This window comes from Saccharicrinis sp. 156, assembly GCF_050589685.1.
In the GTDB taxonomy this organism is placed as follows: domain Bacteria; phylum Bacteroidota; class Bacteroidia; order Bacteroidales; family Marinilabiliaceae; genus Saccharicrinis.
Map to the genome: position 1 here is coordinate 99,935 of NZ_JBNGOS010000008.1, position 22,299 is coordinate 122,233.

20 protein-coding genes are annotated in these 22,299 nt (G+C 38.2%); 9 read left to right on the forward strand and 11 right to left on the reverse strand.

Annotation, left to right across the window (positions count from 1 at the left end; genetic code table 11):
• Positions 1-114: 114 nt before the first annotated feature.
• Together ACRD64_RS06570 and ACRD64_RS06575 are read left to right on the forward strand one after the other, a co-directional pair.
• Positions 115-2,787: an outer membrane beta-barrel protein gene (locus tag ACRD64_RS06570; RefSeq protein WP_430932457.1), complete on the forward strand. Its 2,673-nt coding sequence runs from the start codon at positions 115-117 to the stop codon at positions 2,785-2,787.
• A gap of 251 nt (positions 2,788-3,038) precedes the next feature.
• Entirely contained in the window at positions 3,039-3,800 is a 762-nt protein-coding gene (locus tag ACRD64_RS06575) for a sulfite exporter TauE/SafE family protein (RefSeq protein ID WP_430932458.1), read from the forward strand.
• A gap of 96 nt (positions 3,801-3,896) precedes the next feature.
• Here ACRD64_RS06575 and ACRD64_RS06580 read toward each other — a convergent pair whose 3' ends face one another.
• From ACRD64_RS06580 to ACRD64_RS06590, 3 genes are all read right to left on the reverse strand, one after another.
• Positions 3,897-4,772, reverse strand: coding sequence for an aldose 1-epimerase family protein (locus ACRD64_RS06580; protein ID WP_430932459.1), 876 nt, complete (start codon positions 4,770-4,772; stop codon positions 3,897-3,899).
• A gap of 138 nt (positions 4,773-4,910) precedes the next feature.
• Positions 4,911-5,363 (reverse strand): 6-pyruvoyl trahydropterin synthase family protein, encoded by a 453-nt coding sequence (locus ACRD64_RS06585; RefSeq protein ID WP_430932460.1) that lies wholly within the window; start codon positions 5,361-5,363, stop codon positions 4,911-4,913.
• A 337-nt stretch (positions 5,364-5,700) separates the two neighbouring features.
• A complete protein-coding gene (locus ACRD64_RS06590; protein WP_430932462.1) occupies positions 5,701-6,024 on the reverse strand; it encodes an ArsR/SmtB family transcription factor in 324 nt (107 codons plus the stop codon).
• A 140-nt stretch (positions 6,025-6,164) separates the two neighbouring features.
• Between ACRD64_RS06590 and ACRD64_RS06595 the strand changes: the two genes are divergently transcribed.
• The gene (locus tag ACRD64_RS06595; protein WP_430932463.1) at positions 6,165-7,052 is read left to right on the forward strand and encodes a class I SAM-dependent methyltransferase; all 888 of its coding nucleotides are present in this window, start codon (positions 6,165-6,167) and stop codon (positions 7,050-7,052) included.
• A 341-nt stretch (positions 7,053-7,393) separates the two neighbouring features.
• On the opposite strand, the gene ACRD64_RS06600 is transcribed toward ACRD64_RS06595, so the two are convergent.
• The 5 genes from ACRD64_RS06600 to ACRD64_RS06620 all read right to left on the reverse strand — a co-directional run bounded on the left by ACRD64_RS06600 (position 7,394) and on the right by ACRD64_RS06620 (position 12,425).
• Positions 7,394-8,764 carry an aspartate kinase gene (locus tag ACRD64_RS06600; protein ID WP_430932464.1) on the reverse strand — a complete coding sequence of 457 codons (1,371 nt, stop codon included), beginning with the start codon at positions 8,762-8,764 and terminating at the stop codon, positions 7,394-7,396.
• Positions 8,765-9,170: 406 nt separating this feature from the next.
• Positions 9,171-9,587 carry a DsrE family protein gene (locus ACRD64_RS06605; RefSeq protein ID WP_430932465.1) on the reverse strand — a complete coding sequence of 139 codons (417 nt, stop codon included), beginning with the start codon at positions 9,585-9,587 and terminating at the stop codon, positions 9,171-9,173.
• Positions 9,588-9,987: 400 nt separating this feature from the next.
• Positions 9,988-10,836 (reverse strand): patatin-like phospholipase family protein, encoded by an 849-nt coding sequence (locus tag ACRD64_RS06610; RefSeq protein WP_430932466.1) that lies wholly within the window; start codon positions 10,834-10,836, stop codon positions 9,988-9,990.
• A 99-nt stretch (positions 10,837-10,935) separates the two neighbouring features.
• Positions 10,936-12,021, reverse strand: coding sequence for a hypothetical protein (locus tag ACRD64_RS06615; protein ID WP_430932467.1), 1,086 nt, complete (start codon positions 12,019-12,021; stop codon positions 10,936-10,938).
• A gap of 104 nt (positions 12,022-12,125) precedes the next feature.
• Positions 12,126-12,425, reverse strand: coding sequence for a Dabb family protein (locus ACRD64_RS06620; protein WP_430932468.1), 300 nt, complete (start codon positions 12,423-12,425; stop codon positions 12,126-12,128).
• A gap of 91 nt (positions 12,426-12,516) precedes the next feature.
• Between ACRD64_RS06620 and udk the strand changes: the two genes are divergently transcribed.
• From udk to ACRD64_RS06645, 5 genes are all read left to right on the forward strand, one after another.
• A complete protein-coding gene (udk, locus tag ACRD64_RS06625) occupies positions 12,517-13,128 on the forward strand; it encodes a uridine kinase (RefSeq protein ID WP_430932469.1) in 612 nt (203 codons plus the stop codon).
• Between the two features lie 5 nt (positions 13,129-13,133).
• Positions 13,134-13,856, forward strand: coding sequence for a 3'-5' exonuclease (locus ACRD64_RS06630; RefSeq protein ID WP_430932470.1), 723 nt, complete (start codon positions 13,134-13,136; stop codon positions 13,854-13,856).
• Between the two features lie 359 nt (positions 13,857-14,215).
• Positions 14,216-15,283, forward strand: a complete 1,068-nt coding sequence (locus ACRD64_RS06635; RefSeq protein ID WP_430932471.1) for a nitroreductase family protein — start codon at positions 14,216-14,218, stop codon at positions 15,281-15,283.
• Positions 15,284-15,286: 3 nt separating this feature from the next.
• The gene (locus tag ACRD64_RS06640; protein ID WP_430932472.1) at positions 15,287-16,465 is read left to right on the forward strand and encodes a polysaccharide pyruvyl transferase family protein; all 1,179 of its coding nucleotides are present in this window, start codon (positions 15,287-15,289) and stop codon (positions 16,463-16,465) included.
• 2 nt (positions 16,466-16,467) lie between these two features.
• Positions 16,468-17,388 carry a sugar transferase gene (locus ACRD64_RS06645; protein ID WP_430932473.1) on the forward strand — a complete coding sequence of 307 codons (921 nt, stop codon included), beginning with the start codon at positions 16,468-16,470 and terminating at the stop codon, positions 17,386-17,388.
• A gap of 6 nt (positions 17,389-17,394) precedes the next feature.
• Here ACRD64_RS06645 and ACRD64_RS06650 read toward each other — a convergent pair whose 3' ends face one another.
• The 3 genes from ACRD64_RS06650 to ACRD64_RS06660 all read right to left on the reverse strand — a co-directional run bounded on the left by ACRD64_RS06650 (position 17,395) and on the right by ACRD64_RS06660 (position 20,461).
• A complete protein-coding gene (locus ACRD64_RS06650) occupies positions 17,395-18,909 on the reverse strand; it encodes an oligosaccharide flippase family protein (RefSeq protein ID WP_430932474.1) in 1,515 nt (504 codons plus the stop codon).
• A 329-nt stretch (positions 18,910-19,238) separates the two neighbouring features.
• Positions 19,239-20,138, reverse strand: a complete 900-nt coding sequence (deoC, locus tag ACRD64_RS06655; RefSeq protein ID WP_430932475.1) for a deoxyribose-phosphate aldolase — start codon at positions 20,136-20,138, stop codon at positions 19,239-19,241.
• Complete coding sequence (locus tag ACRD64_RS06660) at positions 20,138-20,461, reverse strand: nucleotide pyrophosphohydrolase (protein WP_430932476.1); 324 nt, start codon at positions 20,459-20,461, stop codon at positions 20,138-20,140. The genes deoC and ACRD64_RS06660 overlap by 1 nt, the downstream gene beginning before the upstream one ends.
• Before the next feature lie 246 nt (positions 20,462-20,707).
• Here ACRD64_RS06660 and ACRD64_RS06665 point away from each other — a divergent pair, with 246 nt between their 5' ends.
• The gene (locus tag ACRD64_RS06665; protein WP_430932477.1) at positions 20,708-22,264 is read left to right on the forward strand and encodes an endonuclease; all 1,557 of its coding nucleotides are present in this window, start codon (positions 20,708-20,710) and stop codon (positions 22,262-22,264) included.
• The last annotated feature ends 35 nt before the right edge of the window (positions 22,265-22,299 follow it).

Genomic DNA, 22,299 nt, shown 5'->3' on the forward strand with positions numbered 1-22,299 from the left:
AACCTAGATTAGCCTGATGTTAATCTTGCATTTGCAATTCATTTTGTTATTTCGCAGTGCAAATTGTTTCGAACCTATAATTTAAGGTTCGGATCATGTGGATTAAAAATCAGAATGAGCTGGATTAAATTAACGGTTATATTTTTGTTGGCTTCACTAACCATTCTCTCGCAAAACAAAGTGAACGTGAGCGGGAGGGTGATTGACGAGAAACAACAACTAGCCTTACCCGGAGCCACAGTTGTAGCAACAATTCCCGGCGATACCACGTTTAGGGAAGGAACCATCGCAGGTAAGGATGGCACTTTTTCGCTGGATTTAACAGAGCAGAAATATTTTATTTCTGTTTCGTTTTTGGGATTTAATAAGTTTACGGACACAGTTACCGTTGCCAACAATAATATGAATCTGGGCGAGATTAAGTTACGTGAGGAAAAATCCATACTCAACGAAGTAAAAGTGGTGAGCACCTTGGCCCCAACTTTTCAAAAAGGGGATACCACATTATTTAATCCTGATGCTTTTAGGGTGAGCCTGGATGCTACTGCTAACGATCTGCTATTAAAAATGCCCGGGTTTTATGCGGAAGAAGGCAAGTTGATGGCCATGGGCGATACCATTAGGGAAGTACTGTTAGATGGTAAAAAGCTTTTTGGGGCAGATGTTACCCAAGCATTGAAAGTCATTCCACCAAAGATTATTAGAAGTATTGAAGTGTACCAATATAAGAGCGAGGGAACCAAACATTCGGGGTTTGAAGAAAGTACTGAAGGAAGAACCGTGAATATTGTTACAAACCTCGATACCGACGCATTTGTGAGAAGTGAGTTATCAGCAGGAATAGGAAAAGAAGACCGTTTTGCCACAGAAGGGTATTATAGCAGGTTTTTGGAGAGTAACCGGTTAAATGTGAATGCTAACCGAAATAATGTGCAAGTGCCGTTGCGGATAAACAGGGGAGGTGCACAAAATTCTATTTCGGGCGATGAGGTGGAAAACAGCAGGGTAGGAGCCAATTTTGGATTAAGCGGCAAAACCGATCTAAACGTGAACTACACGTTAAGTGATACAGAATCGGATAGTCATAGCAGCAGTAACCGTGAGTATGTGGCAGGAGCCTTGTTAGGTCAGACCTTCCTGCAAGACAATAATTCCATAAGCGAGTCGAACGGGCATAATATTGGATTAAGCCTTGGGAATGGCAAGAGTAAGAAAAAGGGTTACAATATTCATTTAAGCTTTGGTAAGAATAAATCGAAAAGAGAAAACGAAACGGAATCAGAAACGCGTTTAAACAAGGAGGTAATTAACGCAAGTACGAACAAAAACTTATCCCATAACGACAGGATAAACGTGAGTGGTGATTTTAATTACATGCACAAACTTAACGATAAAGGCCGGGCCCTTTCGGTTCAGATGGGGTATTCGTATAACGATAGCGAAGGCAATAATAAACAAGTGTCGCAAACACGAAATGGAGATGGGGATGTAAGCCAGAGCATTAACCAGTTTTCGGAAAGTAAGAGCAAAAACACCGACATTACTCTTGCTATATCTTTTAATGAGAAATTGGGTAAAAATGGACTGCTTTCCCTTGGGTATAAATACCGAAATTATAACCAGGAATCCGATAAAAGAACGATGAATTTTGATGAAGCCAGCAATGAATATGCAATATTGGATTCATTAACCTCAAGTAATTTCGATAATTTATCGGATGTACATATTGCCAAGTTGGGTTTTAGACACGATAAAGGAAAGATTAAAACGTATGCGGGCATTGACATAAAAAATACGACTATGGAAAGCATAGAGGTCTTCCCGGATGTACAAAAGTTTAAGGAAGAGTTTATTTCTATTCGGCCCAATGCCAAGTTTTCGTACACCACAAAATCGAAGCGTAACTATACTTTAAACTATGGCTTAAGACAAAGTATTCCATCATTAAATTACCTACAGGAAATCGTAAACAATTCCAACCCTTTATATATTTCAACAGGCAATCCAAACCTTAAGTTATCTTCAACTCATCAGGTAACTTTTTCTATGTCAAAATCAGATATGAAAAAGGCTTCGTTTATCACCCTACAATTAAGGGGAGGAATAACCAATAATATGGTGACGCAAGATAGGGTGGTAGCCCATAATGACACGGTTGTTTTGGGTTCCTATTTTTTACCGGCAGGAGGACAGTTGAGCAGTCCCGTAAATTTGGACGGTCAATATAGCTTGGGAATGAATGGAATCTATAGCTTACCGATTAAAAAACTGAAGTCGAAACTTAATTCAAGGACTGGGGTTTCATACAACAGAACACCCAATATTTTAAATGGTGTAAAAAACAATTCCAGTCGAATAAGCTTATCTCAAAGTTTTACGATGGCATCCAATATCCACGAAAAAATTGACTTTACCTTAACGTCACGTACCAATTACTCCTTCGTTGAAAACAACATAAGTACGTCAAGTCAATCGGGTACCTTTTCGCAGCGAACAGGGATAAACCTATACTATAATTTTTACAAGAAGTTTATTTTCAAATCGAATACAAGTCAATCCTTTACAGGAGCTTATGGGAGTTTAAAGAGTAAAAACAGATGGTTTGTTAACCTGGGGTTAAGCAAGAAACTATTTGCAGATAACCAGGGGGAGATCAGTTTTTCGATGTATGATTTGGCCAACGACCAAAGCGATGTAACCCGTGATGTGAGCGACCTTTATATTTCAGAATCCTATAATCCAACTTTAAACAAATTTTACATGTTAAGTTTTTCATACAGTTTGTAATGTTGTAGCAAATGTGTTGGTCTGTTACAAACGGGATTACTCGTTCCCCATCCGGGTTTAATGAACGTTCTTCTCACTAAAGGGGGGCTTTTTTATATTCTTTAGGGCTTTGGCTACTTCACATCTTTTTTGTCATATCGTGCTATTTTCGTTTATCAAGAATAATAGGTTACAATAAGAACTCCTTTACCTCAAACCTTAAAAAATACTAATCCTTAGGTAGTACGGTAAAATAAACCTTCCTTTGTTTTATGATAGAATCTATTATCAACCCTTTACAAACCGATTGGACTATCTGGGGAATAACTGCTTTTTGTGCTCTGGTATCCGGAATGAGCAAAAGCGGGCTAAAAGGTTTTGCCATGATAAACATTCCTATTTTGGCTAATTTATATGGGGGTATGGCCTCGGTGGGGATTCTTCTCCCGTTTCTTATTTTCGGAGATGTATTCGCAGTAATTTACTACAGACGGAGTGCAGAATGGAAATACATCAAAAAACTATTTCCCTGGGCTCTGTGCGGTGTAGTTTTAGCCACGTTCTTTGGCAAGTATATCAACGACGAACAGTTTAGGATTAGTATTGGAATTGCCATTATAATTTGTTTGGCACTTATCGTTTATAAAGATATTTCAGGAGGTAAGGAAATAATTACCGATAAAAAATGGTTTTCATCTTCGCTAGGTCTCTCGGGCGGTTTTGCCACCATGATAGGGAATGCAGCCGGCCCCATTTTTAACCTTTACCTCATGAGTATGCGTATGCCAAAAAACGCTTTTATCGGAACCGGGGCAATATTCTATTTGATACTCAACACCATCAAGCTACCTATTCATTTCTTTTATTGGGATTCCATATCGATGAAAACATTACAGCTTAATTTTGTTTTGTTGCCGATATTGTTGATAGGGGCATTTACCGGAAAACTAATTGTAAAACACATTCCCGAAAAGGCCTACCGTTATTTTGTGATTGGTGTGATTTCTGTTTCTGCCGTGCTGTTGTTTTTTTAATTGAAGGGTATAGCCGTAAAACACAACAGTAATTAAACAGTAGTTAACACGACGTTTCCGTTTTCAACGACAACCTTTATATTTTGGTCTACTGTACTACCTCAACTCCACTACAAACCCAGCCTCAAACATTTCTTTAGCCTTTACCTTGATTACACCTTCCTTTTCTACAAAATTGCCATTGGAATCTTCACTATCTGCTATGCCTAGCCAAGGCTCAATGCAAACAAAAGGAGCTTTGGGTTTGGCCCATATGCCCAGGTAATTAAAATCTGGAAACGACAAGGTCAGTGTGGTGTCGTTATTTTTATTTTTTAAGCTGACCAAACGGGATTTTAGGTTTTTAAATATTAAGGCATCCTTATCGAACAATGTGTCGGTAAGTGGTAAGATGTTCGTATTGTCCAGCACAAGTTCTGCCTCTCCACTGATAAGTCCCTCCTTTGAAACATTCCAGGTATGGTCGGTTTCGGAATGTTCAAACTCCAGGTAATAGTCACTGTACTTTTCACCTTCTTTTAATGGGCAGTTAAAGCCGGGATGTGCACCTAGCGAAAATAACATTTCATTATCCCCCAAATTAACCACCTTGTGATCAACAATTAATTTAGATTCAACGAGTTTAAACGTGATATAAAATTCAAATTCAAACGGAAACATCTTCAGCGAATGCGCATCATAAGTATACTTTAAGGTCAACGAGTCCTTGGAGATGCTTTCCAGTTCCAGGTTTTCGTTGTTTCGGAGAATACCATGCTTCGGGATAGAATATTCTTTACCCTTGTAGTTGTATTTGCCATCTTTTAGGCAACCGATGATAGGAAACAAAACCGGGGCATGACTGCCCCAAATGTCTGGATTTGCATTCCACATAAATTCTTGCCCAGTTTTTAAGGACTTTAGGCTGCTTATTTCTGCTCCCTTATGCAGCACAGAAACCGATAAAAAGTTGTTTTGAATAGTATGGATCATATTGCTATTATACTAAAATGGATTAACAACAGTTAGGTTGTTTTCAATAATCGGCCCATTCTGCAAATCTCCGGAATATTATGTATTAACATCACAGGAAAGTGCTGAAGCCATAATCAACAAATCATAAAAAGATATTTACCCGTTATCCTCGGCATACCACTCCGCAAACGAGTTGGCGGTTTCATTGAGTCTTAGGCTATGCAGAACCGCCTCTTGTGGGAGACGCGATTTGATTCGTTCAGCCATCTCAATCAGCATATTTTCGCAGGTGGGTTGATAATCGGTCAATATCACCCGCTCGCCCAATTCGGGTAACGATAACAGTGCCTGGTGTTCTGAATCTTTGTTCAATACCAAAGCGTGGTCTAACCTGTCCACCACTTCTTCGTTAACAATTTGCTTAAGCTGGCCAAAATCCATTACCATCCCGTATTTTGGATCTTTTTTGTCTGCATTGGGCTCTCCTATCACCGTTACCCTTAAAATGTATGAATGCCCATGAAAATGTTTGCACAAGCCATTATAATTCAACAAGGCATGTGCCATCTCAAACCTGAACTCTTTGGTAAGTCGAATCTTCTTCCCCATCTTTAATAACTCTTCTTAGTAAAAAAACTTTTTGGCCAAGCAGAAAAAAATATCAACTACCCAGACACAAGTATCATTTAATTTATGCCTTTTCGTTATCAATACCACGGCACTTTATGTATAACGCAGAGGATTATTTTTACTATTGTTACAGCTGTAGCATTCCTTTGTTTAGCGCGTGAGCCTCCCCAACGATGAACTGCTTAGCGCACATAGAATTTTAACTGTGCCAAACCTGCCGGGACAAAAAAACTTACACATTAACAAACCGGCAATAATCCAGCACGAACCAGTAAAGTATCAATTATACTATATTTTATAACGAAAGTACAAGGTATTATAGGTTAACCGTACACTTGCTCACGCAATTAACAATGTTTTGTAAGCTTTCGTGTTTTAAAGAATAATACGTATTCTTACCTTCGCGCTGCGATACTAAAACTCCTTTGTCTTTTAAAATTCCAAGGTGGTGCGAAGTGGTGGATTGTTCAATATCCAGCAACTTATGAATCTCGGTAACCGTCAGTCTGGTTCCTTCTTCTAGATGACTTAAAATAGCGATTCGCATGGGATGGGCTATCGCTTTTAGCATGCTGGCGGCACGTTCCAGTTGAGCCGCATCTAAATCTTGTATCTTCATCTCTTTTACATATTCCTTCATAGCTGGCACATTTATAGTTGTAGACAGCAAACAATTACTAATGCAAATATATAAATATGTTGGCTAACAACCTTAACATATCGACAATATTTACATATTTAGATGCGTTTTTATATATTTGACATCAAGAAAAATAATAAATGGCAAACCTCGATTTTAAAGAGCAAAGTTACACCGCTCACGAACAGCACTACCAAGGAAACGAAAAGGTTTTTCGACGACTGGAAAATAAGGACAGTATTGACTTTTGGCGGCACGAAAGGATGTATAAAACACTTGCTCCTTTTATAACGGATAAAAACGACAGCTGGCTTACCGTTGGTGATGGTATTGGAACAGATGCTAACTGGCTGCAGGACCATGGTTTAAACGTGGTAGCCTCAGATATTTCGGAGGTGGTATTAACTAAGGCGTTTGAAAAGGGTTTTGTAAATAAATTTAGTAAAGAAAACGCTGAACATTTAAGTTTCGACGACCAATCTTTTGACTATATATTTTGCAAGGAAGCGTATCATCATTTCCCACGCCCGTATTTGGCTTTATATGAAATGATACGCGTATCAACAAAAGCAGTTATACTTATCGAACCTGAAGATATTGGGATTCAGATGTCATTCATCGTATTTATTAAAAACATTCTCGACAGAATTTCACCTACGTTGATCAATAAAGTCTGGAAAAACCGTTTTTCGTTTGAAGAGGTAGGCAATTACGTCTATAAAATCTCCGAAAGGGAATTGGAAAAAGTAGCCATGGGAATCAACCTTCCCTGTATTGCGTTTAAAGGAATCAATGATTACTACACTAATTCATTAGACCTCTCCCAACCTACCAGTAATAAAAAGATCCTAAATAAAGTTAAGGCTAAAATAAGGACTAAGAATGTATTGTGCAAACTTGGCCTGATTCCGTATCAATTGAAGACCTGCGTGGTTTTCAAGACGACCCCAACACCTGAAGTGAAAGCAAAAATGCAAGAACAGGGCTTTAAGTTTGTTGAAATGGCCAGGAATCCTTATTTAAAATAAGATTCATTCATGGATTCCTCAATTTTGCACGGGTTTTTCGTTGAACACGGAAATAACGTAGTTTTTTATAATTGCAGAAACAACGTGGTGTTATAGTATTTTAGAAGCTAACTTGTATACATTGGAATATGTATGACCATGCTTATGGATCTTTTCTATGGTATTATATACAATGCAAACTTTTCTGAATATCAAGGCTAAAGCCAACCATCATACCGCCTCACTCACCACCTTAAAAACTGGTAAAGTGGGATGTCACATAACCACTAAACTCATTATCCTGAAGTATAGTTATTAATTCAATAAAGAAGCACTTAATCTGATTAATCTGTGGACGAATCTCAATCAAAAAACTCTTGATGAATTGCTTCTATGGCGGCGTCCCTGTCGGTATTGGCTACCATAAAGTAGCTGGCCACAACGGATGCGCCGGAAACAATCATCCGAACATTGATTTCCTTTTGAGCCAAAGCCATAAACATACGCCCTGCCACCCCAGGTTGGTCCAATATGCCTTCTCCAACCACCGCAATTGTTGAGAGTTGCTCGGTAGCAGTCAATTCGGTAACAGCAGAAAGCTCCAGTTTTTCAACAATATCAAAAGCTTTTTTAATATCCTTTGCTGATAATAACAAATTAATGACTACCTGAGAGGTAATTACCGACTTGATATTGATTCCGGCCCTATCCAAAGCTACCGTAATCTTAGCCAATACACCCTTTTTAAGACCTACTCCTGCTCCTCGAAGTTTTAAAATGCAGAAGTCATCGCTGTAGGTCACACTTTTAATAATCTGTTCGGTCACTGTTTCCGTTGCCTGAACAACTGTTCGTGGCTCAATAATTCCATCAAAGGCATCAATATTTCCAATATGAATAGGAATACCCACTTCTTTTAGCGGCTCAACTGTACGCGGATGCAAGATACTGGCACCAAAATAAGAAAGCTCTGCCGCTTCGGCATAGGAAAGTTGAGTAACCCGTTTAGCAGAGGGAACCAGTTTGGGATTGGCACTCATAAAACCATCCACATCTTTCCATACATCCAGTGATTCTGCTCCGAGACACCGGGCTATGGCCGCGGCAGAATAATCACTTCCTCCCCGTCCCAGTAAAGTTACTTTGCCGTTTTCAGACACACCATAAAAACCGGGAACCACATAAATTTTATTTTCTTTCAATCGTTCTTGCACATGAGGTGCGGCTTTATCATAATCAACCGTTGCATTTCCAAACTCGCCATCGGTTAGCAGGGGCATATCTTCGGGCAGAGCTTCTTCGGCATCAATTCCCTGACTTTGCAAAATAGCGGCCAGCACCAGTGAACTTAAACGCTCCCCATAACTCAGTATTACATCTTCCACAAATTCGGGTACATCACCAATGTAATGGATTCCTGTCAGGTAGCGGCTTAGCTCACGAATCCTGCTTTCAACCGCCTTCATGGTTTTATCCTGCCACTCTTTACTTTCAAAATTCTCTTCGATGGCTTCGGCTTTGAGTTGTCTTAAAAAGTGGACAAGCGTTTCAATATGCGATTCATCCTTTTTCACTTCTACCATTGATTTTATCAGATGGTTGGTGATTCCATAGAATGCAGAAACCACAATGACCATGGGCTTGTCATAGGCTTTAATCACGCGTACCAGCTTTTGTATATCTTCTTTCTTTTTCAGGTTCGATCCTCCGAACTTGGCGACTATTTTGTTCATATTTTTTTAGACAATACACTTTTAGACATGAGATAAGAGACTTTAACTTTTAGATAATAAACAGCACTTTAAGCATAGACACAATACGTCTATTATCTAAAGGCCTGTAAATATTTACGACCGGCAGGGCATTCGAAAGTAACGTATCTGTTTCATAATTGATAGTTTATTATTTTCGATTGACGAATCAGGTATTGACGCCTTCCGATAATACCTGATACTAATATCCTGGTATTTGTTGTTGGCATATAAGTATAACGTTAGGTGGTTGCCATAGTTTCAACGAGCCTGTCGCGTCCCTTTTCCAAATAAATTCGTTTTGTTAGGTTAGCAAAACATTACAAACATAGAAGTAATCAAATGATTGATGAAAGATATTTGTCATGTTGCCAACCTGCAGAATATCTCAGTAATTCAACTGGCACCAACCTTCTTTCAATCGTTTTGTGAGCGGTTTTCCCATGCCTTTCACATCAATACCGAATTCTTTCAGTTCGTCTGCCACATTGTACATTTTGGCACAATGGATACAGGCTTCCACTATCACGCCATCTTGTTTCATTTGTTTTACCTTAGCTTGTAAATCTTCATTTTCCGAAAGGAGTTTTGCCGAAGGCCCCCACACGATTAGGTTCACTTGCTGAAACCATCCATATTTCTTTGCGGCATGCGTATACATCAAGCAAACCTTTTCGGCGACTTCCGGATCACCACTACTCCAAATAACCATTAGCTTTTCTTTTTCGGCCGGTTCTTTTTCCTGCGCGTTTGTCAACTTCGGATTACATAGCAACATCACAGCCATTATTAGTAAAATTCTCATAACCAATTATTTTAATATTCATAATGTATTATTTCTTATATATCATAATAGAGAGAAAATTAAATCTCACGATGTCGGAAAACCAATGTTTCTTCCGGGGCAAATTTGCCGAAGTCCCCAGCGATTGGGAGCGGATTAGGACATCCAACTCACATAAATGATTGTTAACACCCTCAAGAATACTGAACAGGCCTTGCGATGATAACCATACGACGGCAAAGGTCGAACGAAGTCAACGATTAATGACCTTGAGACAGCATAACAGTAGCAGATTTGAAGCTACAGCCTGATTTTCAATTACCATGTTTGGTACTCTGGGTTCAAAGTTAAGTCGGTATCGGAGATTTTCATAATTTACCGCCAATATCCTACTATTTTTTTTAATATTTTAGGTTAGCCACTAATCAATAAAATCCAATAAAGATCTCAGCATGTCATCGCTTTGTTGATACCCTATGTTAAAAGCTTCTTTTAACTTTTCCTTTTTCTTCTCTGTCCTGTTTACGGGAAGTTTCGTGTCAGGTCTAAAAACAAAGGCTTTGCCTTCCTCTTCTAACCTTTCTATCATCTCCAATTGTTGGTTATAAACTATATGTCTGTTCAGGATTATATCTACCAATTTCGGGTATTTATGGTACATCAATTTGATCAGTCGTTTTGATTGTATGGGGCTTTTTAGGTATCCCTTGGGTTGGGTTAAAACAACGACCACTTTTTCGCATCCATCTGAAAATGCTTTTTCAACAGGTATGGGATCACTGATACCTCCATCCAATAGCAATCTGCCGTTCAAATGTACCATTTTTGAGGCGAAAGGTAAACTGGTTGAAGCTTCCAGCGCCTTAAAAGATTCTTCATGGTTACTATTTGAAATATAATAGGGTTTCCCCAACTGGCAATCGGTGGTTACATAAATCAGTTTCTGCCTGGATGAAGCAAAGGCATTAAAATCAAATGGGATAAGTTTATTTGGTACATCCCCAAAAATAAAATCCATACCAAACAACTCTCCTTTGGTGAATAAACGAGCGTAACTCATATACCTTTTATCGTTAACAAAGGTGTAGGGAACTTCCAGGTTTCTTTTGGTTTGCTTTGCCAGGTAATTGGTGGCATTGCTGGCTCCCATCGAAACCGCAACAATGTATGGAAACTCAAGTCCATTTTTATGAAAATGGTGTAAAATCCCGGCTGTATACAACCCGCGAAACCCTCCTCCTTCCAACACCAAACCTGTTTTATTATTCATACTCGTTAATTGATAGTTAGATTTTAGATTAAAGAGCTGTACATCAACACGCATTGTTATCGCACCGCCTGTACATTATTATATGTGGTCATCGCATGACTACCAATCGGTATTTTTCTCGATAAAAGCAATTAAACTTGCAGCCATATTTTTGTTATCATCTACCCTGGGGTGCCCGTTTTTATTGATGTAGGGGAAAAAGTGGGTGAGAATCTTATCATCTTCCAAAGCGTCGACTGCACTTTTCACATATCCCGGCCATGGCGAACCTGCCCTGGTTGCATCCATGCTTCCCAATGCACAAATAATATAACTTTTGGGATAGGCAGTTCTAATTTTGCTTACAAAATCTGCGTAGGATGAAATAATCTTTTCTTCGGACGGTTTCTGATCCCCGAATCTATATTTGAATGCTTCGTGATCGGGTAAATTTACCAACCAGCTGTCGTTTTGCATTAGGTTGATCACGACTATGTCAGGTACTTTTTGTGTAAAATCCCAAAGACTTGTCGCGTCGGCTGGGTTTAATCGGTTATATATCTCGGGCATGATAACACCATGCCAGCTGACCTGAATACCGATACCGGAACGAACCGTACAGTGCAGATCTGCTTTGAAGTGGCGAGCTGTAATCGCCGCATAGGATTTGTAGTTATTGGTAAAAGTACTATCAGGGGAATCGCCACCCGTATTGTTCTCAATGGCATACCCTGCTGTAATGCTGTTGCCAAAGAACTCAATCAATCTTCCGTTTTTTTCTGATGCTTTTAAAACCTCACCATTAACAATGGTATATCCGGCAAACTGTGTACTTCCCGTATGCCATTCATTTCGTTTTATTAGGGAAATGGAATGTTCGGTGTCCAATGCCAGACTATCCGCCAAAAGATAGGTCTTTTCTCCCTTGTCTAGCTTTAACGGAAATTCAGGTTGGCCGTCAACTACTATGTTGAAGTAGTTGAGCCCGTTTTCATCATGTAAGGTAGCTGAAACCGAAGTTCCTTTAAAATTCATGCTTACACTTGAACCACTCCAATACATCTCAACCGAATCCGGGTTTTCAAAGTTGATTCTGCCCACATAATCCAATTCGGGATTTGTGGGTTTGACTTGTATAAACGAAGACCTATTGCATCCTGCCAAAATTACGAGCAGGAATAGTAGATGGCGAATGTATAATTTCATGTTGAATAATTTTCTAAAAACTGATAATCAGTTTGGTTATTAATGGTTTACAAATAATCCGATTTTTGGATTCAGCCATAACGGCAATCTTTATACAGGATGGTTTACATGATGTAATCAACACACGATCTGGAGGTAAGTACGGGACGTAATATTTTGCTCACGGCAACGTGCTCGGGATGCTGATTGTAAATGTCAAGGGTTTCTAAGGAATCCACATCAACCATTAATGCAATATCAAATTCTTCAGCGGGGTTGATGTTTAAACCCACCTCTAAACGTTTGATAACATCAATTTTTGCCGGCAATGCTTCTAAAGCAGATTTTAGCTCGTTCATCTTGTCATTTTTTGCAGCATTAGATTCAAATTCCTGCAGTTTAAATAAAACGGCGTGTCTGATCATAGTGTTTCTATTTTAAAGTTTATTTTTGTTACAATTATCTTCACAAAGATATAAGAAAGGAAGATTAAGCATCAGAGATAAATAAAAAAGCATGTTAATAATTGGAATTGCGGGAGGAACCGGTTCGGGAAAAACAACAGTAGTCAGGCGAATTATCGAGCAGCTCCCGCAGGGAGAAGTAACAGTTCTGCCGCAAGATTCATACTATCGCGACAACAGCGATATACCTTTGGAAGAACGCCAGAAAATAAATTTTGACCATCCCGATAGTTTAGAGTTTGAATTATTGGTAGATCACTTAACAGCCTTAAAAAAAGGTGAAACCATTCAATTGCCGACGTATTCGTATGTAACTTGTACCCGGGGAGAGGAAACTATCGCGGTACAGCCGACACATGTGGTTATTGTGGAAGGTATTTTAATATTGGGAAACAAGGAACTAAGAGAGTTAATGGATTTGAAGATTTTTGTGGATGCCGATGCTGACGATAGACTTTCGAGGGTAATAACGAGAGATATTATTGAACGCGGCAGAGATGTGGCCCAGGTATTGGATCGCTACAAAAAAACGGTAAAACCCAGTCACCTGCAATTTATAGAACCCACAAAGCGATATGCCAACCTGATTGTTCCGCAAGGCGGCAATAATGTTGTTGCGATCAACCTATTAAAACAGTATATTGAGCAAAACCTTAATAAATAAACGTCATGCTGGATAACTTAAAGCCCGAAAATATTCTTTTCATCGATATTGAAACCGTTCCGCAACATTCAAGTTACCAGGAAGTGGACGAAAACCTTCAAAAGCTTTGGGACAAGAAAGCAGAATACTTTTTGAAGGAGGAAGAATCGCCTGCCGATATTTATCAAAGGGCAGGTATTTATGCCGAGTTTGGAAAGGTTGTTTGTATTTCGGCTGGGGTTATCCATTATGTGAAGGGTGAAATGCATTTTAAGGTAAAGAGCTTTGCCAACGACGATGAAAAGGTGCTCTTGCGTGAGTTCGCTGATATGTTGGAAAATTTCATGCGCAAAAGTCCTGACAGGAATTTGTGCGGGCATAATGCCAAAGAATTTGACTTCCCATATATCGCCCGTAGGATGCTTATCAACGGGCTCAAGCTCCCCCAGGCCTTAAACATAGCAGGTAAAAAACCCTGGGAAATAAAATTTATTGACACCCTGGATTTATGGAAGTTTGGGGATTATAAGCACTATACTTCGTTAAACCTGCTGACAACCATTTTTAATATACCTTCGCCCAAAGACGATATTGATGGCAGCCAGGTGGCTGATGTTTATTACAAGGAGAAAGACCTTGAAAGAATAGCCGTTTATTGCGAAAAAGACGTGTTGGCAACTGCTCAATTGCTATTGCGCTTTATGGGCAAACCGTTGATTGAGCAAGACTATTTTGAAAGGGTGATATAGTGCAGTGACAGTGGTCTGAGTGGTTATGTAGTGTCTTTTTTAAAGCAGTTTCAATGGGTAATATCTGTCAGGCATCTGGCCATTCAACAACAGCAAAGCTTGCAAGGTAAACACCATCCGGATGATGAAATTTCCAACCTCAACTCATACAGATATCTTTAGCATTAATGATTAAATATAACAGAAACTGCACTTTTTCTAATGCAGCTTTGGGTATTTTGTATCTCTTAATCACACAATAAAATTTTGTGACAGCGTTGAGGCAGATTGGGGAGTAAGTTGTCTCTAACAATTATATATTTTGGTGTTTATTCTTCTCCTTTTTGCCTATTTTTACCTGCTCATTGCAAATTCATTAAATGAAAGCATTAATTCGCAATATATTAGGGGAGGAGTTTATCAACGATATCTTCCAAAAGTATTTTAGGTGGAAAGAAAAGGTACAGTATGGAATTATATATCCAATATTGTTGAAAATCCCTTTTGCTCCAAATTTTTATTTTTTATTTTCCAAGTCGTTCGGATCTGAAATGAAGATGTTTGTTGGTGCAAGAATGGATTACATAAAAAAACAACATCATAAAACAGAAAACCTGTTTTTGCTGAGGAGAAACATTCATCGCCTTGAAAAAGGTTTGATAATGAAGAACCGCCGAAAGATATTCGCATTGGATTATATAGAGGAAACGGTTACGTTGCTTAAAAGCTTAATAGCCAGCAAAAACGATAACGACCAGATAAATTGGGCGTGTGACATTTTGAACCAATACTTTGAGGTGACAGATGCGCATCCTAAAAGAGATAATGCTTTAAAGATATTTAGTACCATATCGGCCAATAGAAATTCAGATAGGAGTTTTGGGCCGTTTATAGTGCCAGAAAACAATAAAGAAGATCAATATTCCTTTGCTGTGTTGGCAAAAAAAAGAAAGTCTGTAAGGTTTTTTGAACCCAATAATATCCCTGAAAGATCTTTGATGGATAAAGCGGTTGAACTGGCAGCACTGGCACCCAGTAGTTGTAACCGTCAGCCTTTTAGTTTTAGGATTGTGGATAACCCAGAATTGGTAAAAAAAATGGCGGTGCTACCAGGAGGTACCAAAGGTTTTTCTGATGAGATAGTTGCTATGGTGGCGGTAGTTGGCCAAATGAACGTCTCTCCATCTATTTCCGACCGGCATTTAATGTATATTGATGGTAGTCTGGCATCCATGAATTTTATGTTGGCGTTGGAAAGTTTGGGTATCGCATCATGCCCCTTAAACTGGCCAGAGGATAAAAATAAAGATAATAAAGTTAGAGCATTGTTATCGTTGGGTGATTTTGAACGACCAATTCTGATGATAGCGTATGGTTATGCAGCGAAGGATGGAAAGTTAGCTTATTCGGTTCGAAAGCCATTAGATCAACTAAGGAGATACAATTAGGGCATGCAAAAGATATTGATTACCGGAGGTAATTTCATCAATAAAGGAGCTCAATCCATGCTGTTTTGTTTGGTGGATGGTTTAAAGAAAAAATACCCGCAAGCGGATTTAGTCATGATAGACATTTTCCCGAGCCAGCATGGGGATAAAAAAAACAAGTATACTTTCAAAATAGTGAATATGCATATTCGTACTGTATTACGGATGGCATTCCCGATTCTGAAAATATTGGTTAAACCAAAGCCAATTAGTAACCCGGAAAATGAAATTGAAAAACACTTCAGCACGGCTGATATGGTACTCGACATTAGTGGTTATGGTGTGAGCTCGCATAACCAGAAAGCTATTTGGACTTATGCAACACTTTTTCCGGTTAGGTATGCTAAAAAGTATGATGTTCCCTTTGTGTTTCTCCCTCAGTCCATTGGACCTTTTGATTTTACCGGATGGAAAAAACTGGTGGTTTGGCCGTTAATTAAAAAGTACCTTAAGTATCCGAAAACTATTTTTATTCGTGAACCGGATTGTAGAACACATCTCGATAAAATTAATACGCAGCAGGTAATTGATTCTTTCGATTTGGTATTGCAATCATCTAAAATTGAAGCTAAAAACATTTTTGCAGACTCCTCTTCTTATTATAGCAGAAGTTTTAACATACCTGAAAATTCAATACTTCTTATTCCTAATAAACAGCTAACGCGACTGAAATCTCAAGAAGAAATGATTAATTTATTTTCTTCGTTAGTGAAGACGATGGTTAACCAGGATCAGAAAGTGGTTATACTACGTCATTCTGCCGATGACAAGGAAATGTGTGACCTGATAGCCAAAGCATCTAAAAACGAAAATGTTTATTTAATGAATGAAGATTTGGACCCCTTGGAGTTGCAAGAGTTATTCGAATCATCTAAAATGGTGATCGCGGCCAGGTATCATGGTTTGATTCACGCGTTAAAATTAGGAAAACCATGTTTGGTGATTGGGTGGGCTAACAAATATAGCCATGTAATGAACACGTTTGGTTTAAATGAATTTTACTTTGACATTAGAAAAATGGAAGTGGATAACATTAATTTTGCATCGCTAAAAATGTTGAAGAGCGTTGAAGAATATAAAATGAAAATAGAAGACAAGTTAAACGAAATAAAATCGTCAGATATCTATAAATACATTTATTAATCATGCTTGCTCCCATTGTTCTCTTTACATATAATAGGCTACATCATACGCAAAAAACAGTTGAAGCTTTGCAAAACAATAAACTTGCAAACCAAAGCCGTTTGTTTATTTATTCCGACCAGGCACAGTATGATCAGGATGTTGTAGAAGTAAATAAGGTCAGAGCGTATTTAAACCAGATATCAGGGTTTAAAAAAATAACAAAAGTTTTTCATGATGAAAACAAAGGCCTGGCTGCTTCTATTATGGATGGTGTTAGCGATGTTTTAAAAGAATATGAAAGCGTCATTGTGTTGGAGGATGATTTGGAGACATCTCCATATTTCCTGACTTTTATGAACAAAGCATTGGATAATTACTCGCATGAAGAGGTTTGGAGTGTGGCTGGATATACACCCAAGATTTCAATTCCCAAGGATTATTGTTATGATACTTATTTGGCCCACAGAAACTGCAGCTGGGGTTGGGCAACCTGGAAACAAAATTGGGAGAAGACAGATTGGGAGGTCAATGACTTTGACGATTTTTTCGTGGATAAAAACAAAAGGAATGATTTTGAAAGAGGAGGAAATGATCTTTCCATCATGCTTCTGAAACAGCAGAAAAAAATTATTCATTCCTGGTCCATACGATTTAACTATGCGGCCTTTAACAATAACTTACCAAGCGTCTATCCTACTCAGTCCTACGTTAAAAATATGGGGGTTGATGGCAGTGGAACCCATATGAAAAAAAGTGGGAAGTACGATTCTGAATTAAATTTTTCTGATAATTCTAATATGCTATTTGCCCCGAGTAATATAATTGATTCAAGGATTTCAGTTAGGTTTAAAAAATTCTATAATACTTCGTTATACAGGAAGGCCATCAATTGGTATTACTCCAGACGGGAAGTTAGATCTATCAAAACTAAGTGTCGTTGAATGTGTTTAATGGTTGTTTTTAAGTGAGTTGATATTGTTTTTTAAGTTGGAAAGTTTACTCCATTTTATCCAGAATGTATTTATCCTGTCTTTTTCCGCCGCTAATAAAAAACCCGAGAAGTATATAATGGAAGGCCATAATAACAATAAGCTAATTTTAAAAGTGAGTGCACCCATAAAATTCTCAATATGAATAACATATAATGGGATAATTGATACAGAAAGACTGACGAACAGAATCAGTATGCGTTTCCATTCCAGGTGTAATTGGGTTAGTTTCAGCGTGTAATATACCAATACCCCTGATGATATTATTTGAACTATACCCGTTGCGTAGGCAGCTCCTATGGCATGCCATCTTGGAATAAACAAAATATTTAAAATGACGTTTAACATTCCTGCAACAACCGAAAGGGTTCCAATAATTTTTGTTTTTTTTATTTTATTAATGGGTAATGTAAGCATTTGCCGTATTCCACCGAAAATAAGACCGATGGTGAGTATGGGAACTAGAATGATTGAATCCTTATAATCAGTTTGTTGTGTGTTGAATAGCATTAATGCTTCTTCTATAAAAAGGATAAGTAGTAAACTACAAAACGAAATCACCATTAAAAAGTAAGTAAACGACCTGGTGAAAAACTTTTCTCCTTCTTCCTTATCGGCACCCTTAAAATAACTGTGCATATAGGCGTTCATAAAAGCATTGACAATTAACAAATTTACAATATTCGAAATTTTATGGGCTATTGTAAATGTTCCTACGTTTTTTAAATTAGAAAAGAGATTGATAAAATACTTATCGGTAAAATTGAATAGCACATTAACCATATTTCCCAGAGCAACAGGAAATCCGTATTTTAATATGTCTTTGATTATTTTAACCTCTAATTTTAACTTTATATTTCTTACAATAACAGGAATTAGTATCAAAAACTGAAAGGAAGCCGATAAAATGGTGGCCCAAAATAGTCCTTCCAGTCGCATTTTAAACCAAGCTAAAAACACATATACAAAACCTACAAATGAAATTAATTGAACTAATTGAACTACGGAGTGTTTTTTTGCCCTGTGTTGTGCTCTTAATAGCAGCATTGGGATTTCGGACAATAGTTTTATCAGGTTGCCCACGATAAACAGAACTACCAAATAATTGCCTATTGGAGTTTTTAGGTAGTATCTGGAGACTAAATCGAATCCAAGGTATAAAAGAATACTAAAGAGCACACAGACAATAACATTAAAGGTAAATGCCGTAAAGAACAAACTTTTTTGGTTGGGAGTGTTTCCCTTATCCCAATACCATCGGGCAAAGCCAAGTTTAACACCTAGTCCGGAAAATACCTGAAAAATTTGAAACAATGCCTCAAATAAGGCGAAGAGCCCAAATACTTCAACCGGTAGGTATAATAAATAAATGGGTAAAAGTATTATGCCGGAAAACTTACCAAAAAAGTTACCTAAACTGTAAAAGAAGGATTGAATTACCGTTGACCGTAAACGATTAAAAATATCACTCATTGGAAGCTATAATTGAACTTCAAACTTAAGAAAAGAACAAATGGAAACAAAAAATGCCACCTCGTTTTAATTGAGAAAGCATTTTATTATATGTTATATTTTAATCTTTATTCTACGGGAGTCATATTGACGGTGTTCCAGTTGGTGCCATCATATAGCTGTAGTTTACCGTCCGTTCTAAAATACATATCCCCCGTTTGGGCATCTGCCAGAGAGTTTCTTGAGGTTCCAACCTTATAGCTTCAGAAATATGTAATTTCTTTTTAGATTCTGTTTGTCACAGGTTACCAAAGTTTTATCTTCGATGTTCAAACAATTCTACTGTTTAATTAAAAGAATTTTATGTCCTCCGAGCTGCCATTTTCAAGCTTTAAGATATCAGTTAATAGGTTGTTGGCCAGTCTGCTGGCACCAATTCTAAAAAGTTTGTTGTTCAACCATTCTTTTCCCAGAACCTCTTTTACCACAGCATAAAAACCAATTGCTTCGGCAGTAACTGCTATTCCTCCGGCAGGTTTGAAACCAATAAGTTTACCTGTTTTTGCATGATAGGCTTTAATGGCATGGCACATCACATAAGCGGCATCCAATGTGGCTGCGGTGGGTATTTTACCAGTGCTCGTTTTTATAAAATCAGCCCCTGCGTCCATGGCAATGATCGAGGCATTCCAGATAAGTTGAGGATCTTTAATGGCTCCTGTTTCCAGAATCACTTTAAGATGGGCGCTCCCACAGGCTTCTTTTAATTGGCGAATTTCCTCATATACAAATTCGTAGTTGCCTTCCAGAAACTCACCAATGGATAGGACCACATCAATTTCGTTAGCGCCGAAATACACCGCTTTTTTAGTTTCCAAAACCTTTAAATCCAGAAATGTTTGAGATGCTGGGAATCCGGCCGAAACAACCGCACGTTGCACGTTATCCACCTTTAGATATTGTTTTATGATGGGCGCAAATACCGGAAATACACAAACGGCACCCACAGAAGGAAAAGTAGGGTATTTGTCACTAAATTCGTTTACCTTTTGAACAAAAGCTGTAACCGATTCTGCCGAGTCAGTTTCTTTTAGGGTGGTTAAATCAATACAACTGAATATGTTTTTTAGTACTTCGGCATTCTTTTGTAAATCTTGGTTTGTAGATGTAATGTGCTCAATTTCTGCATTTATGTTCTCTATATTGAAATTGATTTTATAATCTTCAAGTATATTTTCCGATTGCATCATTATTGTAGTTTTTTATTGTTCGTGTGTCTGTCTCTATCTCTATTGGTTTTCTTCTTCATATTTTTCTCGAGCGCTTCAGTAAGATCAACCCCGGTTTGATTGGCCAGGCATATCAGTACCCACAACACGTCGGCCATTTCATCTGCCAGATTTTCTTTTTCGCCCTCCTTAAAAGATTGCTCCCCATATTTACGAGCCATTACCCGTGCCAATTCGCCAACTTCTTCGGTTAAAATGGCCATATTGGTAAGTTCACTGAAATATCGGACTCCAATGGTTTTTATCCATTCATCCACTTTATTTTGAGCATCTTTAATGGTCATAACTGAGCAAATTCTAATTTCATTTGTTTAATTAACTGAGCAAATATAAAAATAATAGAACGTTAAATATGATTTTATTACTTGGTGCATCAATCTTTATTTTCCAATGCCATGATTAATTTATCGTTAATCATTGCATTGGAAAGTGATGATATATACTAGTATATGTAATTTTCATAAGCCGACCATTTGGTCTACGATTTTTATTTAATCATCTTTACTATAATAAACCCAAAAGCTTTACCCATGAATTACAAATTCTTTTTAATACCCGTTTTATTGGTTTTTGGCGTACATCTTAAATCAGAAACCATAGAGCAGTATTATGCCAATGCAGCGGGAAAAACCGGAAGCGAACTGAAGGCAGCGTTACACACAAAAATAAGCGTACAAACCGTGTTAAGTTATAGTGAGGTTTGGGAAGCATTAAAAACCACCGATGAAGATCCGGATAATAGCAGCAACGTCATACTTTTATACACTGGATGGTCATATCCTAAAGATAATAATGGGGGGGGAGCCACAGAGTGGAACAGGGAGCATACCTGGGCAAAATCGATGGGTGACTTTGATACGGATCCTGGCCCGGGAACTGATATCCATCATTTGCGGCCCACCGATGTTACGGTAAACAGTAAAAGAGGAAATCTATATTTTGATGACGGAGGAACAGCCTATACGGATCCGTCACCCTATGGCGGAATCAGCGGTATTACCGGTTGTTATTACGATGGTGACAGTTGGGAGCCACGGGATGAGGTAAAAGGCGATGTGGCCCGTATGCTTTTTTATATGGCAGTTCGTTATGAGCAAGGCGATAGGGTTGATCTTGAATTGGCTGAATATTCTTCGAGTTCAGGATTGCACGGTAAACTTTCCACTTTATTGAAATGGCACGAAGATGATCCCGTGGATCAGTGGGAATGGGATCGTAACGAAAAGATTTATATCGAACAGGGTAACCGTAATCCTTTTATCAATCACCCCGAATATGTAGGTATGATCTGGGGCGATAACGGAAATAATGGTGGGGATGGGTTTACCAACCTTTTTTATGAGGATTTTGAGTCGGTTAGCGTAGATAATCCTATTACATTAAGTAATTGGACAGTGGTTAATTCATTGGGGGCAAACGAATGGTTGGGAAAAGAATATAATTCGAATAAATATGCCCAGATGACAGCTTATCAGGGAGACGCATCGGAGGTAGACTGGTTGGTTTCTCCATCAATTGATTTATCCGGTAAATCAGAAGTTGTTTTGAATTTCGCCACGAAAGATGGCTTTGATGTTGGTGACGTTTTGGAAGTTTTTGTTTCAGAGGACTATGGGGGCGATGTAAATACGGCAAGTTGGGTGAAGCTAAACCCTACTTTAGCCAGTGGTTCTGCGTCAGGGTTTGCCAATAACTTCACCAATTCGGGAGATATCAGCTTAACGGGATATTCCGGAACGGTTTATATTGCTTTTAAATATACCGGAGGAACAGGATTAACCACCACAATGCAAGTGGATAATATACTCATTAAGGGAAAGGAGATCATTTCTGCAATTAATGATAACCATCGCGGATATATAAAAGTTTATCCGAACCCTGCAAAGGACAATATTTCGTTGGAAGGTGACGGAGAACCGATAAAAGAGGTCCGGATTTATAATCAAGGTGGCCAATTAATGAAATTTGTTACTGACTATGGAACTTATTCGATCATTAGAATTAATGGATTCAGTACTGGCTTGTATTATGTTCGGGTAACCGACATCAACGGTTATACGAAGACCGAAAAATTATTGGTGAAATAAAAGCTTTCGTGATTTTATCATAATTGTAAATCCCG